The following is a 15,987-nucleotide window of genomic DNA, read 5'->3' on the forward strand; positions in this document are numbered from 1 at the left end:
TATTGTATAAAAATAAGGATAAAGGATTAAAAAACAAAAGGCTGTAGGGGATAACTGACTAATATTGAAATAAATTGTGACTCGTATTAATTACTTATGGAACGTTCCTATTAAATGTAGCTTTATAAGTGACTGAATACGTATTCAGTCACTCTTGTATAGTCTGTTATTTCCACTTATTTGCTAAGCGAACAACATTTAATCCATACCATGCAATAAATACATAACATAGCATTGGAACAAAAAAGCTTTGCTGTATATTTACTGTGTCAGCTATAAACCCTTGCAGTAATGGTACAAGTGCACCACCTACAATAGCTAAGCACAACCAACCAGAACCCTTACTGGTCAATGATCCTAGTCGCTCGATTGCAACTGAAAATATAGTCGGGAACATAATTGAGTTAAATAAACCAATTGCCAATACTGAATATAAAGCGACGTCACCTTGAGTAAAAATGGTGATCAGCAATAGCGCAATAATACTAAATGCATTAAATGCGATCGCCTTAGAAGGCGCTATTTTTTGTAATAATACAGAGCCAATAAAACGCCCTACCATTGCCCCGCCCCAGTAATAACTAATAAGTGCAGCCGCAGTATGCTCTTCAAGTCCTGCTATGTGCGCCTCACCAAAGTAGTTAACTAAAAAGCTGCCAATGGCAACCTCCCCACCTACATAACAAAATATAGCAAGTACACCCATAGTTAAGTGCGGTGCTTGAGTTAATGAACGAGATTCTACTGCAGCATTATTTTCCTCTTTATGGGCTTCAATTTCTGGAAGCTTTATAAAGGCAAATATAATAGCGATAAGTAATAAGGCACCAGCGAGCATTAAATAAGGCACTTTTACAGACTCAGCAGTTGCTGCAGAAGCAGCTAGACTACCTGCTGTACCAAAAAATAATAAACCACCTACATAAGGCCCAACGGTAGTACCAAGCGCATTAAGTGCTTGTGCCAAATTTAAACGAGAAGAAGCTGTTTTTTCGCTCCCAAGAGCAGCAACATAAGGATTGGCAGAAACCTGAAGCACCGTTACACCAGCGGCAAGTACAAATAAAGCGCTCAAAAATAGCCAATATTCATGTACTACAACAGCAGGATAAAACAACATGCACCCAATTGAAGCTACAATTAAACCAGTTAAAATCCCTTTTTTATAACCAAACTGCTTAACTAAAATCCCCGCAGGGATAGAAACAATAAAATAAGCACCAAAAAAGCAAAACTGTACTAGCATCGCTTCAAAAAAGCTTAAATCAAATACGCCTTTTAATCGTGGTATTAGTACATCGTTTAAAACAGTAATAAAACCCCATAAAAAAAATAGGGTCGTCATTGCAGTCAGTGGAAACAGATAATTTTTATTTGGCTGTTCGTTGACCGCGAATGATTGATTTGTATTTATTTCACTCACGTCATTTTCACTCCATTAACAAGTTGAAAACGATTCTACATGTTTATATATAAATTAGTCAGCGCAACAAAGGAACGTTCCAATTTTATGGCTTGCATTGAGTATTTGTCGTATTGATAATACGGTCTATCTCGCCACTATTATGAAACTGATAAAGCCCTTCATTTATATCCTCTAAGACTAAAAGCCATTTAGGTGTAAGCTTACTAATAGCAAAATATAAAGGGTTGTATTGCAGAGGAATGCTTTCTTGCTCAATAGAAGAAAGCAAAGATTGTTTTTCAGGTTTAGTTAAAGAAGAATAAGTTACAGAGAATTTAAGAACTTGAGGGTCGCCTATAATCAAATCAACACGTTTAGCAACCAGAAGCTGAACAAGCTGTAAATCATCAACAGAGGTAATAACTTCAAACTCAGCATTGTCCATCATAGCATCAAACTCAGGCGTATTTTGATACCCACGAACAACACCAATCTTTTGCCCTTTAAGCGATTTTAAGTTTCCAGTGAAACGGTCTGTATCGCCTTTCCTTTTTAAAAATGCAATTTCGCCACCTTTAAACGAATTAGATAAACCGAGTAATTCTCGACGTGTTTTACCATTAACATAATCGGAGGGGGCTGTATCTTCTATAAAATATTCAGGCATTAATATATCAGCTTTGCCTAGTTCTACATTTCGTACAGCTCTTGCCCAAGGCAAAAATTCAATATATACGCTGTAGCCCTTACTATTTAACAAGGCAATTGAAAATTGATAAACCCAGCCTTTATTACATAAATTATTACCAATATAAGGAGGCCAATCGAGTGTGGCTAAATGGAGTGTTTGTTTGGGTTTTTTCGCTTCATAGAGCACTCCTGATTTGTGATAATGTCCAGTTAAAACATGTTGAGTACCATTTTGATAATACTCAACTGATGTTTCAGCAAAACAATTACTACTTGTCAGTAATAATATAAAATAAAACCAGCGCATTTTAGTATCTATTTATGATTTATAATGTTTTAAGTTTAGCTAAAACTAACATTTTTGCACAAATAAACCTTAACTAATCAGCTTTTTTGCCACCTCATTTTATTGTTTGTATCACGAGAGCTAATAATAGTATCGTCACTACTCTCAACGCCGCCTAATTTAGCTAAGCGATCATACAAAACAACATTACAGGTAGCCGCCAAGTTCATACAGCCAATAGTTGGAATATATACCACTTCATCACACCACTTTAAAACGTCTTTTGGCACAGAGCCATCTTCAGGGCCAAAAACATAGAACGCATTTTCAGGATGCTTAAACTCAGGTAAAGGTGTTGCACCTTCAATAAGCTCAATAACAACAACGGTTGCGCCCTCAGGTTTTACCGCTTCTAAACTATTAGTTTCAGTTAAAGGGATACGCTCAAGTGCGTTCTTAGTATCGGTATGAAACTTTTTAGCGTTTAAGTAACGATTACCGGTAAAAAACACTTGTTTGGCGTCGTAACAACCTGCTGCACGCAATACACCGCCAACATTAGTCGGGCTTTTAGGATTGATTAAACCAATTACCGCTTGTTGTTTGCTCATTACTCAGCGTCCTTTGTTGGCCACTCTGCAATGTATAAATCAAAGTCGTCTAGCTTTACATCGCAATCTTTTACTGTTTTGTCTTTTACAGAAATACCTAGCTGATGCATCTTTGTTTTATCGCCACTGTTTAATAATGGGTGCCAAGAAGCCAAACCCCGGCCTTCATGTAAACGACGGTAGCTGCAGCTTTGTGGCATAAAAAAGATGTCTTTAAGGTTTTCTTTTGTAAGTTTTACACAAGAAGGAACAAGCGTTTGGCGGTTTTCGTACTCGCTACAACCACAGGTGTTGTTATCAAGATACTGACATACAATATTAGTAAATATTAATTGCTCACCTTCGCGTAACTGATCGGTGGCGGTAAATTCGTCTTCGTCTTCGCTATCAATAAACGTATTTAAACAACATTTTCCGCATCCATCACAAATGGCTTCCCATTCGTTTTGACTCATGTCGCTTAAGCTTTTTTTAAGCCAAAATTGTGTATTTGCTAATTGTTGATCAAACATAGTTTACTCGTGCCCCCTAAAGAGCGCGCATTCTACCGTATTGCTGTAAATGGCGCAAAGCCAATACCCTTTCAAAGTACAGGCTTTGCGCTACAAATTAGCTTTGAGATTTAACCCAACGCTTAATTTTTTCCTCAAGGATTGGCATTGGCAATGCGCCATCAATTAATATTTGCGTGTGGAACGCTTTAATATCAAATTTATTGCCGAGTTCTTTTTTAGAAAAATCACGTAATTCTTGAATTTTAAATTGCCCTAACTTGTAAGAAAGCGCTTGGCCTGGCCATGCTATATAGCGCTCTACTTCAGCAATTACATCACTTTTAGCCATAGACGAATTTGCAAGCATGTAGTCTATACCTTGTTGACGCGTCCACCCTTTTGCATGAAAACCAGTATCAAGCACTAAACGCATTGCGCGTAATTGCTCGTCTGATAAACGTCCGTACCACATATAAGGGTCGGTAAATAAACCTAGCTCTTTGCCTAAGCTTTCTGCATAAAGCGCCCAACCTTCTGCAAACACAGTGTAACCACCAAATTTGCGAAAATCAGGTAAGCCCTCTATTTCTTGCTGAAGTGCTATTTGAAAGTGATGGCCCGGGGCTGCTTCGTGAATCGATAAAGTTTCGAGTAAAAATTTAGGCTGCGCTTTTAAGTTGTAAGCATTGATATAAAAAATACCAGGGCGAGAGCCATCAGGCGCCGGAGATGCGTATGATGCACCTGCTGCAGACTGTGCTCTGTATGCTTCAACCGCTTTTACAACGTAAGGTGCTTTGGGTGCGATGTTAAAAAGCAGAGGCAAGCGCGCGTCTATTTTTTTCTTAACGTTTTCATATGCCGCAATTAACTCCTCGGGCGTGTCGTAGTAAAATTCATCTGAATCGCGTAAATGGTCAAAAAATTCAGATAACTCACCCTTAAAGCCTACGGTTTCTTTTACTTTTTTCATTTCGCTTAAAATACGCGACACTTCACTTAAACCAATGTCGTGAATTTCATCTGCAGATAAGCTAAGCGTCGTGTTTTTCTTAATTTGGTATTCGTACCATGCTTTACCGTTTGGTAAGTCACTATAACCAACGCTTTCTCGGCTATTTGCAATATACTGATTAGCTAGAAAGTCACTCATGCTTTTATAAGCAGGTACTAAGTGCTTCATAATCAATTGACGATACTGCGCTGTGATTTTTTGCTTTTGCTGTGCGCTAAACGATTCTGGTAATTTTTTAATTGGTCCCCAAAATAGTGAGTCTTCGGCATTTTTAACTACATGAGCTGCAAATTGTGGCTGCAGTTTTTCAGCAAGTGGTTTTGGTAACGTAATACCTAGTTTAATGCCTTGTGCCATTGAGCGCTCTACACTGGCAAGCCACTTTACAAAACCTTCGCTGCGCGACATAAAAGTCGTGTAATCTTCAACGCTATTAAACGGCTGAGCACTTTGACCTGAACCAAAACCTGCAAAGGTGTTATGCGCACCCGCCATTTGGTTAATTGGTAGTAAATAATCAGGAAACTGCATGCCTTCTAATTTAAGTGCAAGGTCGCGCTCTAATATTTCAAAACTTAAAAGCGACTGCCCTGTTAACTGTGCCTTATCTATAAAGTTTAAACGCTGTTGATATTTTTTATAAAAAGCCGCTTTTTTAGCTCTATTTTCTTTTGAAATTACAGGCGTGAATTGATCGTTAAACTCGTTACGACCATTGTACGTTGCGCTGATAGGGCTATATGTAAGCGATTCATCGTAATACTGTGCAACAAGTACATCGAGTTGTTGCTCTGCTGAAAGCTCTGAAACAATACTTGCCGATGCGTTAACGGTATTTAACTGCGAACTGGTATTAGTGTGTGTACTAAGCTCAGTATTCATACAGCCACTTAAAGCAAACATAACGCCACTGGCAACTAATGCTAATTTAATTGATTTCATGATAATCCTTTTTAATATCGTTTTTTGATTATGCGCATTAAGCCTTACTTAATAAAGTAATTACGATAGATTGCGTTCATCGTATTAAATTTGCACTTTTATCTGAGCTTGTTACATTTCTATTAATTCAAATATGATTTAAAAGAAAAATAAAATGAAAAAACAACTACTCAGCACCTCTATTGCCTTACTTTGTTTAACTACTTTTAATGCCCATGCCGTTACATACCTATCGGCTAAAGCCATGGTTAATGTGGAAGATGGCAAACTCATTAAATCGCCCTTGATTACTATTGATGATGGCGTAATTACAAACATTGAACAAAATAAAAAACCAACGCTGACTAAAGATGATAAACATATTCAACTACTTGATTTAACCCTTATGCCAGGTTTAATGGATATGCATGTGCATTTAACAAGCGATCCGACGGTTCCACGCAGTGAACGTTTAGGCCAGTCAGTTCCTAGAATGGCAATTAAAGCGGCTCATTTTGCTAAAAGAACCTTAGAAGCCGGATTTACAACAGTTCGTAATGTTGGCGCAGAAGGTTACAGCGTTATAGCGGTGCGTGACGGCATAAATGCGGGTGACATAGTTGGCCCTCGTATTTGGGCTGCGGGGCCATCACTCGGAATTACCGGCGGGCACTGTGATAACAACCGATTACCTCCTGAGCTAAAATATACTTCAAGTGGCGTCGCAGACGGTCCATGGGCTGCGCGTATAAAAGTACGCGAAAACATTAAATACGGGGCAAACGCTATTAAGTTTTGCGCCACAGGTGGAGTATTTTCAAAAGGGACTAAAGTAGGTGCACAGCAGTATTCTTTTGAAGAAATGAAAGCCATCGTTGATGAAGCCCATATGCGAGATTTACCTGTTGCAGCTCATGCACACGGTACAAGCGGGATTAAAACAGCCATTAAAGCAGGTGTTGATAGCGTAGAGCACGCCAGCTTTTTAGATGACGAGGCCATAGCCCTTGCCAAAGAGCATGGAACTTGGCTTTCTATGGATATTTATAACACCGAATACACTTTGACTTATGGCGAGCAAAATGGTGTTGACGAAGAAAATCTAAATAAAGAACGCCAAGTATCAAAAAGGCAACGTGATAGCTTTAGCCGTGCTGTAAAAGCGGGCGTTAAAATGGTCTTTGGAACGGATGCAGCAATTTACCCGCACGGAGATAATGCAAAACAGTTTAGCCGCATGGTTGAATTTGGCATGACAGAACTACAAGCCATTCAAGCATCCACTATTAATAGCGCTAAGTTATTAAAAATGGATACTCAGTTAGGACAAATTAAAACCGGATTTGCTGCTGATATAATTGCTGTAAAAGCAAACCCTCTTAAAAACATTAAAACCTTAGAGTCAGTACCCTTCGTAATGAAAGCAGGTGTTGTTTATAAAAACCAATTGTAAATACACGCTATTAAGGCTGAGCTTACTTAGCCTTAATAAACCCCTCACCCACCTCTAACATCCTATAAAAGGTACAACGTACCTTTTATAGGCTTAACTTTGTTTATTAATTATCCGAACAGTTTTATTTAATCAAATAAAATGAACTTTCTATTCACTTTAAAAACAATAACCATTATCATTCGCGCAAATTCAATAACGCGAATAGTTATCACTCTATGAAAACGTTTAAGTACTCTCTTATTACTCTTGCTTGTTTAAATGCAAATATGGCATTTGCCCAAAATACACAAGTTGATGCTGATATTGAACGCATCAGCGTATACGAAAAACAAAACCGCGTGGTGATGAGCTCAGGTCTTGCTACTAAATCAGACATGTCTTTAATGGAAACACCTGCACCGGTTGTGATTATTGACCGTGAACTTATTGAATCTCAAGGTGTAGATAGCCTACAAGATTTAGTTAGAAACGTAAGTGGTTTAACACAAGCAGGTAATAACTACGGTATTGGTGATAACTTAGTAATTCGTGGTTTAGATGCAAACTACACCTACGATGGTATGTATGGTGGTGCAGGCCTGGGTAATACATTCAACCCAACTCGTTCACTTACAAATGTTGAATCTGTTGAGGTTTTAAAAGGCCCAGCAACAGGTTTATATGGCATTGGTAGTGCGGGTGGCGTAATTAACCTAATTGAGAAAAAGCCAGAGTTTGAAGAAAAACACAAAGTATCGGCGGAGCTTGGCCAGTGGGATAGCTATTCATTATCGTTTGATAGCACTAACGCTATAACAGATGACTTGGCCTATCGTGTAATGGCTAAAACAGCGTCAAGTGACGGCTTTCGCGATTTAAAAGAAGATCGCGATGAAATTTATACCTCGCTTAAATACGTGCTAAACGACAGACAAAACATCATGCTTTCTGCAGCATATATAAAAGATGAAATAGCGGTTGATTCTATTGGTCACCCTATTCGTATTTACAATGCAGAAACTGCAAATGGTTTAAGCGCGGGTGAAGTAACCGGTGCCGATTTAGTAAACGATCCGACAGGAAGCGGCGTACAGTTAAGTGATGCACAACGCGACCAACTTGCTAATTCGCTATCTGCATCTGATGGATTAACACCTTATAGCTTTGGCACAAATGGTATTATTTCACCAATGGCTGATGCTAACGAAGGTGAAGAACTGCGTTTTAAATTAACGCATAACTATTACATTACTGACGATTTGTTTTTAAACCAGCAACTACAGTACCGTAACTACACATCTAGTTTTGCGCGCCAAACAGGTGCTTATAACTACGTTTACTCTACTCGTGATGGAATTATAAATAATGACCCACGTGCTCCGTTAGTTGAAGATGGTGTACTTTATCCGTATGCAGCACGCCGCCAAGAATACCGCCAAGTAGAAGCAGATGAAAAATCATGGCAGTACTTTTTAGATTTACGTTATGACTTTATGTTAGGCGACGTAGATAACGAATTGCTTGTTAACGCAAACTACGAAGATAGAGATATTCGTTTTAAACAATTCTCAATATGGGATCAAGATTACGTACTCACAAACAATGATGGTGATGTAACGTACCAAGGTTCATTGCCGTATATTTACGATATAAGAGAACCAAATTGGCCATCTGGCAGCTTTGATGACTTCGATCCACTTAAAACCAGCGACTACAATAAAAAAGTACAAGCATGGGGCTTAGGCATTCAACATGTTGGTTATCTTACTGAAGAGCTTACAACGCGTATTGGTGTAGCATATAACCGCATTGAGCAAACTTACGAGCACTTTGGTGTAGATGAACGCTATAGCTCAAGCCGCGCAGAGCCAACACCTGAAGCGAGTACATCAGATTCTGGCTTAACGTATAACCTGGGTGCGACGTATCAGCCATCTGAAGATTTATCTGTATTTGTAAATCATTCAAAAGGTCGTACAGCGTATAGTGTATTGGGATCTGTTGCTGGTAATGAAGCAGACAGAGAAGATTCTGAATCAATGAGTAACGATTTAGGTTTTAGATTTAAAGCGTTTGATGATCAACTACTAGCTTCTGTTGTTATATTCGAAAGCTCTCGTACTAATTTAGAATACGCAAATCCGCTTTATGACGCTTTAACATCAGGCTCAAATGTACCTGAAAGCTATTATGATGGTAAAGAAGAAACAACAGGTATTGAACTTGATTTAAACGCTTACTTAAATGATAAATGGAAAGTAAACGTAAACGGTATTTATCAAGATGCACGTGACAAAAGTAATCCTAACAGCAGCAGTTACGACACACGCCAAAAAGGTGTGCCTTACGTAACAGCAAGCACGTGGGTAACTTATTACGCAGATATGTTTAACTTACCTGAAGCTGTAAATATAAGTGGTGGTATTACATTTGTAGATAACAGAAGTACTAATTCAAGTTCATTCTCGATTCCAGATGGATATGTACCAAGTTACACGATATACGATACAGCTGTATCGTATACAACTGATAAATGGCATATGCAGTTAAACTTAAATAACTTGTTTAATAAAAAGTATTACTCGAAAGCAATGTTTTTAGGTGGTATGCCAGGCGAAGAGCGTAATGCAAAACTAAGTTTTAGTTATACACTTTAACTAGTTAACCTGAACTCTGGATAATAAATCTATCTCAACCAGAGCTCAGGTTAATTAAATACTTAAAAAGCACGGTTTTCTAATTTAGAAGCCGTGCTTTTTTGTGTTTTATAAATACTTAATCTAAATTAAATAGTAACCACTATGCGACCGTTAATTTCACCTTTGAGCATATCATCAAAAATCTCGTTAATGTCCTCTAAGCGTTTTTCTTCAATAATCGCTTTTACTTTACCTTGCGCTGCAAATTCCAAGCATTCTTGCAAATCTTTACGTGTACCAACAATAGAGCCCACTACTGACACGCCATTAAGCACAGTATCAAAAATAGGAAGCGGCATATCCTCTGGAGGTAATCCCACTAATACACATTTACCGCCACGGCGTACACTCTTATAAGCTTGTTCAAACCCAGCTTTAGATACCGCAGTACACACAACGCCATGCGCGCCACCTACTTGTTCAAAAATAGCTTCGCTAGGAACAACTTCTTTAAAGTCGAGTGTTATATCTGCGCCAAGCTCTTTAGCAAGCGCGAGTTTTTCTTTACCTGTATCAACAGCTATTACATTAAAACCCATTGCTTTAGCGTACTGTACTGCTAAATGTCCAAGCCCGCCTACACCAACAATAGCAACCCACTGCCCAGGTTTAGCACCAGATACTTTTAATGCTTTATAGGTTGTAACACCTGCGCAAAATAATGGAGCAGCTTCAGAAAAGCCTAATCCCTCAGGTATTTTTACAACATAATCACCATGCGCTAAGCAATACTCTGCATAACTACCATCAATAGAATAGCCAGTATTATGCTGCGATAAACACAGTGTTTCTTTACCATCTAGGCAAAACTCACAGTGCCCACATGCACTATAGAGCCAAGGAATACCCACTCTATCGCCAACTTCTAAGTGCTTAATGTTGCTTCCAACTTTATCAATAACACCAACTCCTTCATGCCCCGGAACTAATGGCATTTTTGGCTTTACCGGCCAATCACCATGACAGGCATGTAAATCGGTGTGGCAAACGCCACAAGCGGCTATTTTTACTAAAACGTCGTTTATTCCAACCTCAGGAATTGGCAGATCTGTTATTTGTAATTTACCTTTGTATTCATTATTAATTGCAGCTTTCATAGTCATTCCATCGTATGTGAAAAAAAATTAAAAATAAGGATTTATTTACGTATTATTGTGTACAACATATCCCAATATAGATGTATGAATATTAATCTAAATCATACTTTAGTCGTTAAAATCAATTTATAAAATGGCTAAGAACTTGCTATCCAAAATGAGCGTGCTAGCATTTACTTTCTGAAATTACTGAAAGTTACTAAGCTATGAGTTTATCCGAAAAGAATTTTGCCTTTGTAATGCATTGTGGTGAGATGGGCAGCCGCTGGGGATTCAATCGTACGATTGGGCAAATGTGTGGTTTGCTGATTATTACTAAAAATCCAATGACAGCCAATGAGATTGCAGATGCACTTAGTATTTCTCGCGGTAATGTAAGCATGGGTATTAAAGAGTTGCAATCGTGGCAATTAATTAAAGTGCAGCATATTCCTGGCGATCGAAAAGAGTACTACGCCCCTGCTGGCGATATTTGGGATATGGCAAATCGCGTATTTGAAGAACGTAAAAAGCGCGAAATTGAGCCCACCTTAACATTACTACGCGATAACTTATTAGACGAAGCCAGTAACGACGATGAGCTTTATGCACAAAAACAAATGGGGGAAATTCACAACCTACTTGAAACCGTCACTAAATGGTCATCAGAGCTGCAACGTTTAACGCCAGAGCAACTTAATAAGCTGATGAAGCTAGGTTCTGGAATTGGTAAAGTTATTGACTTAAAAGATAAAATATTCAAAAAAGAATAAAGCCGCAATTGCGGCTTTATTTATAGGTATATTTTAATAATTAGATTTTTGGATAACCAATTCTATCCGACAAGTAACCTACGCTAGTAGCAAAGTAATACGAGCGATTCCAATGCATAAACACTTTGTAGTTATCGTACGCTAAGTACATACGGCCATTTATATCATCAGGCATAACCAGCGCAGCACGTACGTCTACATTAGGTAAATCAGAGCCATCAGCTTTACGAACACCCAGTGCTTGCCAATCAGCTAATGAGCGCTCAGAATCATTCCAATATTCTAGCCACTGCTTGCGCGTTTTTGTACCACGCACTAAAACGTATTTACTATCAAAGTTTTCAGGTAACTGTACTTGGCGACCCCACGTAAGAGAGTCGTTCCAGCCTTCTTGCTTTAAATAGTTAGCAATTGAAGCAAAAGCATCTTCTTTTGTGGTCCAAATATCTTTACGGCCATCATTATTGTAATCAACCGCGTAAGCATTAAATGAAGTTGGCATAAATTGCGTTTGCCCCATTGCGCCTGCCCATGAGCCTTTAAATTTATCAAGCGTGATATGGCCCGATTTTAAAATGTCGAGTGCAGCCCAAAGTTGGCGTTTATAAAGCGCTTCTCGGCGTCCATCAAAAGCAAGTGTAACAAGTGACGAAATAACATTATGACCACCTTGAATAGCACCAAAGTTACTTTCAAGCCCCCAAAGTGCCACTATAAAGCGTGCTTGTACGCCAAACTCTTTAGCAACTTTTTCAAGTACATCTTTGTTTTCTGCATAAAGCTTGCGGGCGCGGTCTATTTTCCACTGAGGTACGCGTTTTGGTAAATACGTTTCAAGGGTTTCTTTTACTTCTGGCTGGTTTTTATCAGCCGAAACCACTTTTTCTTTGTATGTTGCTGTTGCAAAAGCATCATCAATAAGTTTTGCTTCGTAACCTTTTGAGATGGCTTCTTGCTTTAAATTTGCTAAATAATCTTGAAATTCGGCCTGTGTTTTTGCCATCACAGATGAGCTTAAACATACACCACATAATATAACGATAAGTTTTTTAATCACTATCAACTCCATTTTCTTTTCGTAACTGACTTAGCAAATTTTGTTCCGGTGGAGGAAGTTGTAAATAATAACCCTGATCACTTAGTGCACCTTTTACAGCTTCTAAATCAGACCCACCTAAATGCTCACGTTTTGCTAAGTTGATGATCATCACATAAAGAGGTTGACCAAACATAGCCATTAAAGGTTCCGGAACTTTGTCAAAATCATCTCTTTTTTCAACAAATAAGAACGTATCCGCTTTTTTCTTACTTTTATATACTGCAGTGAGCATTATGACCCTATAAATTCTTGCTTAACAATGCCGCACACTATAACATGAGAGTAATAATAAGTTAGAAAAATTAGATTAGAAATTTCAATAAAGGCCCTATTCAGCCTACGTTTATCTAAAATTAATTTCTAATCAGACAATTCAATTGAGCGTGTATGTCGGACCAAATTTTTGAGTTAAAAGGGAATCTTTTTACGTTATCAGTTTTGCATCTTTATAGTACTGATATAAACCTTTTAGCAGAACAACTATATATAAAAATAGCCCAGGCCCCTAAGTTTTTTGAAGGTGCTCCTATTGTTGTTAATTTAATTGAAATTAAAAACAGTTCACTTGATTTTGTACACTTAAAGTCATTAATCGAGCGTATGAGCTTTAACGCTGTTGGTGTATGTAATGGCTCAGATGAGCAACATACACAAGCTAAAGCTGCTGGCTTATCTGTTTTGAATTATTCACAAGACGTTAAGAGCGAACCTGTTAAACAAGAGGCTAATACGTCGATTGTAGAAAAAACAGTGCATTTACCAGCGCAAATTATTAGCGGTACAGTTCGTTCTGGACAACAAGTTTATGCAAAAGATAGAGATTTGATAGTACTTGGCGCGGTTAGTCATGGTGCTGAAGTTATTGCCGATGGAAATGTGCATATTTATGGCACGCTACGCGGTCGCGCTATTGCAGGCGCAAAAGGTTTTAAAGAAGCACACATTTTTTGCCAAAAACTTGAGGCCGAGCTGGTTTCAATAGATGGTAACTACTGGATCAGTGATTCACTACAAGGTGAACATTGGGGAAATGCAGTGCAAATACAACAAAAAGACGAATCATTAGAAATTTCAGCTTTGGTTAAAGGATAAATCTCATGGCAAAAGTAATTGTCGTTACCTCAGGTAAAGGCGGTGTTGGTAAAACAACATCAAGTGCTGCAATTGGCACAGGCTTAGCGTTAAAAGGCTATAAAACAGTTATTATCGACTTTGATATTGGTTTACGTAACTTAGATTTAATTATGGGTTGTGAACGCCGTGTTGTTTATGACTTTGTAAACGTAATTAATGGTGAGGCAAACCTTAACCAAGCGCTTATTAAAGATAAACGTGTAGATAAATTATTTTTACTACCCGCTTCACAAACTCGTGATAAAGACGCATTAACTCGTGAAGGTGTTGAACGCGTATTAAACGAATTAAAAGAAGACTTTGATTACATTGTGTGTGATTCACCAGCAGGCATTGAAGCTGGCGCTATGATGGCAATGTACTTTGCTGACGAAGCAATCGTGACAACAAATCCAGAAGTGTCGTCAGTTCGAGATTCAGATCGTATTTTAGGTATTTTACACAGCAAATCAAAACGTGCTGAAGAAGGCCTAGAAAACATTAAAGAACACTTACTATTAACACGCTATAATCCTAGTCGTGTTGAAAAAGGTGAAATGCTATCGGTAGAAGATGTGCAAGATATTCTGTCAATCCCACTATTAGGTGTTATTCCTGAATCGCAAGCGGTATTAAGTGCTTCAAACTCAGGCCAACCTGTTATATTGGATACAGAATCTGATGCAGGCCAAGCTTATTCTGATGCAATTAACCGCTTACTAGGTGAAACCGTCGATTTTCGCTTCTTAGACGTTGAGAAAAAAGGCTTATTTAAACGGATTTTTGGAGGTTAACGTGTCTTTACTTGACTACTTCCGCTCAGAAAAGAAAAACAGTGCGTCACTAGCAAAAGAGCGATTGCAGATCATTGTCGCGCACGAGCGTTCTCAACGAGGAACGCCGGATTACTTACCACAATTAAAACAAGACATTTTAGATGTGATCCGCAAATACGTGAACGTAAGTACCGATGCAGTTCAGGTTCAGTTTGATCAGAACGAAGACGATTTAGCCGTACTTGAGCTAAACGTTACACTACCTGATGAAGAAAAGAAGTAATTGAAGAAAGGGCGCTTTATAAGCGCCCTCTTTATTTTCGCAATAACTTTCTAAATATCTACGTTTTAATCCCCTTCGTGCAACTAAAACTTTTAACTATGTAACACAAAAATTATAGATAAGTATTACACAGTTAAAGAAAATATTTAGTCTTAAGTATCCCATTCTTTTAAAGCGTCTTTAACGTAGGTATATCGCCAAGAGCTCAGTAAATCAGGCTTTATATGACTCTGTTTTTGCTCATTAGTTAGCTTCCAATTCCAACTAATCAGTTGATTGACTTGCTTTTTAGAAGCCATAACATCTTCTGGAATATTATGCTCTTTAGCTACTTTAGTGATTTTTTGTTTTATATCTTTTGCTACTTTTTTATAAGTAGGAAAATCAATTAAGCGCTTAAGTACATCAGGGTGCTGAGCATCTGGGACTTCTTTAGCAGCTTCAATACACTTTATTATATCGACACCAGAGCGATTAACTTCAATAGCTTCAACCCCTGGAATTTGACGCAGAGCATTTAAACTTGAAGGACCACGTTTGGCAATTTCAGTCATGTTATGTTCTTTTAACACAAAATTAAGCGCCAAATTTTTCTTGATAGCTTTATTTCTTCGCCATACAGCAAGCTCTTTTAACACCGCCAGTTCGTGCGGTTTAAGTTGCCATGCATTTTTAATATCTTTATATAAAAGTTCGTCAGGTGTTTGAAATGCACGTTTTTTGGCAATCAATTCACTTTCGTTTATTACAATGTCAAAGAAGCCAGCGGCATTAATACGATCGATAATCAGCTCAAAACACGGTAATAAGTAAAAAGTATCAGCAGCCGCGTAGTCTAATTGTTTTTTAGTTAACGGGCGTTGCAGCCAGTTAGTGCGTGACTCGCTTTTATCTATTTCAATACCTTGCAGCTCTTTTACCATAAGAGCAAAACCCATACAGTTACCTTCACCGAGTAGCTGCAACGCAAATTGTGTATCAAATAATGGGGCTGGGACAAAGCCTGCGTACTTTTGAAAAACTTCAATATCTTCTGAAGGAGAATGCAGTACTTTTAAAACCGCAGGATCTTTAAGTATTTCCCAAAAATCAAATAGTGAAAGTTCCGCTAATGGGTCAATAAGCGCTAAATGCTCACCATCAAAAACTTGGATAAGTGCAACTTCTGGATACAAAGTGCGACGACGCATAAACTCAGTATCAATAGCTAAAATAGGTTTATTTTTTATTTGTTCAACAAAAGTGTTCAGTTGATTTTGGGTTTCGATCAATTGGTATTGCACTTAATCTCCTACAATAAAAAAAGCGCAC

At 38.1% G+C, this 15,987-nt stretch carries 15 protein-coding genes; 6 read left to right on the forward strand and 9 right to left on the reverse strand.

Going from position 1 to position 15,987, the window contains the following annotated elements; all coding sequences use genetic code 11:
* Positions 1 to 166: 166 nt before the first annotated feature.
* From P20429_RS10005 to P20429_RS09985, 5 genes are all read right to left on the reverse strand, one after another.
* Complete coding sequence (locus P20429_RS10005) at positions 167 to 1,423, reverse strand: sugar MFS transporter (protein WP_007583255.1); 1,257 nt, start codon at positions 1,421 to 1,423, stop codon at positions 167 to 169.
* A gap of 85 nt (positions 1,424 to 1,508) precedes the next feature.
* On the reverse strand, positions 1,509 to 2,402 hold the full coding sequence (locus tag P20429_RS10000) for an ABC transporter substrate-binding protein (RefSeq protein WP_007583257.1): 894 nt from the start codon (positions 2,400 to 2,402) through the stop codon (positions 1,509 to 1,511).
* A 77-nt stretch (positions 2,403 to 2,479) separates the two neighbouring features.
* Positions 2,480 to 2,992, reverse strand: a complete 513-nt coding sequence (locus tag P20429_RS09995; protein WP_007583259.1) for an RNA methyltransferase — start codon at positions 2,990 to 2,992, stop codon at positions 2,480 to 2,482.
* The gene (locus P20429_RS09990; protein WP_007583262.1) at positions 2,992 to 3,504 is read right to left on the reverse strand and encodes a YcgN family cysteine cluster protein; all 513 of its coding nucleotides are present in this window, start codon (positions 3,502 to 3,504) and stop codon (positions 2,992 to 2,994) included. Before P20429_RS09990 ends, P20429_RS09995 begins: the two co-directional genes overlap by 1 nt.
* A 97-nt stretch (positions 3,505 to 3,601) precedes the next feature.
* A complete protein-coding gene (locus P20429_RS09985; protein ID WP_007583264.1) occupies positions 3,602 to 5,443 on the reverse strand; it encodes a DUF885 family protein in 1,842 nt (613 codons plus the stop codon).
* A 154-nt stretch (positions 5,444 to 5,597) separates the two neighbouring features.
* Between P20429_RS09985 and P20429_RS09980 the strand changes: the two genes are divergently transcribed.
* Positions 5,598 to 6,875 carry an amidohydrolase family protein gene (locus tag P20429_RS09980; protein WP_007583265.1) on the forward strand — a complete coding sequence of 426 codons (1,278 nt, stop codon included), beginning with the start codon at positions 5,598 to 5,600 and terminating at the stop codon, positions 6,873 to 6,875.
* 218 nt (positions 6,876 to 7,093) lie between these two features.
* Positions 7,094 to 9,514: a TonB-dependent siderophore receptor gene (locus tag P20429_RS09975; protein ID WP_007583267.1), complete on the forward strand. Its 2,421-nt coding sequence runs from the start codon at positions 7,094 to 7,096 to the stop codon at positions 9,512 to 9,514.
* A 128-nt stretch (positions 9,515 to 9,642) separates the two neighbouring features.
* Here the strand turns inward: P20429_RS09975 and adhP are convergent, their stop codons facing one another.
* Complete coding sequence (adhP, locus tag P20429_RS09970; RefSeq protein WP_007583268.1) at positions 9,643 to 10,653, reverse strand: alcohol dehydrogenase AdhP; 1,011 nt, start codon at positions 10,651 to 10,653, stop codon at positions 9,643 to 9,645.
* Positions 10,654 to 10,859: 206 nt separating this feature from the next.
* On the opposite strand from adhP, the gene P20429_RS09965 reads away from it, so the two are divergent.
* Positions 10,860 to 11,405 carry a GbsR/MarR family transcriptional regulator gene (locus tag P20429_RS09965; RefSeq protein ID WP_010552940.1) on the forward strand — a complete coding sequence of 182 codons (546 nt, stop codon included), beginning with the start codon at positions 10,860 to 10,862 and terminating at the stop codon, positions 11,403 to 11,405.
* 40 nt (positions 11,406 to 11,445) lie between these two features.
* Here P20429_RS09965 and P20429_RS09960 read toward each other — a convergent pair whose 3' ends face one another.
* Together P20429_RS09960 and P20429_RS09955 are read right to left on the reverse strand one after the other, a co-directional pair.
* Positions 11,446 to 12,462: a lytic transglycosylase domain-containing protein gene (locus tag P20429_RS09960; protein ID WP_007583269.1), complete on the reverse strand. Its 1,017-nt coding sequence runs from the start codon at positions 12,460 to 12,462 to the stop codon at positions 11,446 to 11,448.
* Positions 12,455 to 12,736, reverse strand: coding sequence for a YcgL domain-containing protein (locus tag P20429_RS09955; RefSeq protein ID WP_007583270.1), 282 nt, complete (start codon positions 12,734 to 12,736; stop codon positions 12,455 to 12,457). Before P20429_RS09955 ends, P20429_RS09960 begins: the two co-directional genes overlap by 8 nt.
* 155 nt (positions 12,737 to 12,891) lie before the next feature.
* Here P20429_RS09955 and minC point away from each other — a divergent pair, with 155 nt between their 5' ends.
* The 3 genes from minC to minE are packed head-to-tail and all read left to right on the forward strand — an operon-like array spanning position 12,892 to position 14,676.
* Positions 12,892 to 13,596, forward strand: a complete 705-nt coding sequence (gene minC / locus P20429_RS09950; protein ID WP_007583271.1) for a septum site-determining protein MinC — start codon at positions 12,892 to 12,894, stop codon at positions 13,594 to 13,596.
* A 5-nt stretch (positions 13,597 to 13,601) separates the two neighbouring features.
* On the forward strand, positions 13,602 to 14,411 hold the full coding sequence (minD, locus tag P20429_RS09945) for a septum site-determining protein MinD (RefSeq protein ID WP_007583272.1): 810 nt from the start codon (positions 13,602 to 13,604) through the stop codon (positions 14,409 to 14,411).
* Position 14,412: 1 nt separating this feature from the next.
* Complete coding sequence (gene minE, locus P20429_RS09940) at positions 14,413 to 14,676, forward strand: cell division topological specificity factor MinE (RefSeq protein WP_004334706.1); 264 nt, start codon at positions 14,413 to 14,415, stop codon at positions 14,674 to 14,676.
* Between the two features lie 152 nt (positions 14,677 to 14,828).
* Here minE and rnd read toward each other — a convergent pair whose 3' ends face one another.
* On the reverse strand, positions 14,829 to 15,959 hold the full coding sequence (rnd, locus tag P20429_RS09935; RefSeq protein ID WP_007583273.1) for a ribonuclease D: 1,131 nt from the start codon (positions 15,957 to 15,959) through the stop codon (positions 14,829 to 14,831).
* Positions 15,960 to 15,987 lie beyond the last annotated feature (28 nt).

The organism is Pseudoalteromonas sp. BSi20429, assembly GCF_000238895.1.
Lineage (GTDB): Bacteria > Pseudomonadota > Gammaproteobacteria > Enterobacterales > Alteromonadaceae > Pseudoalteromonas > Pseudoalteromonas arctica.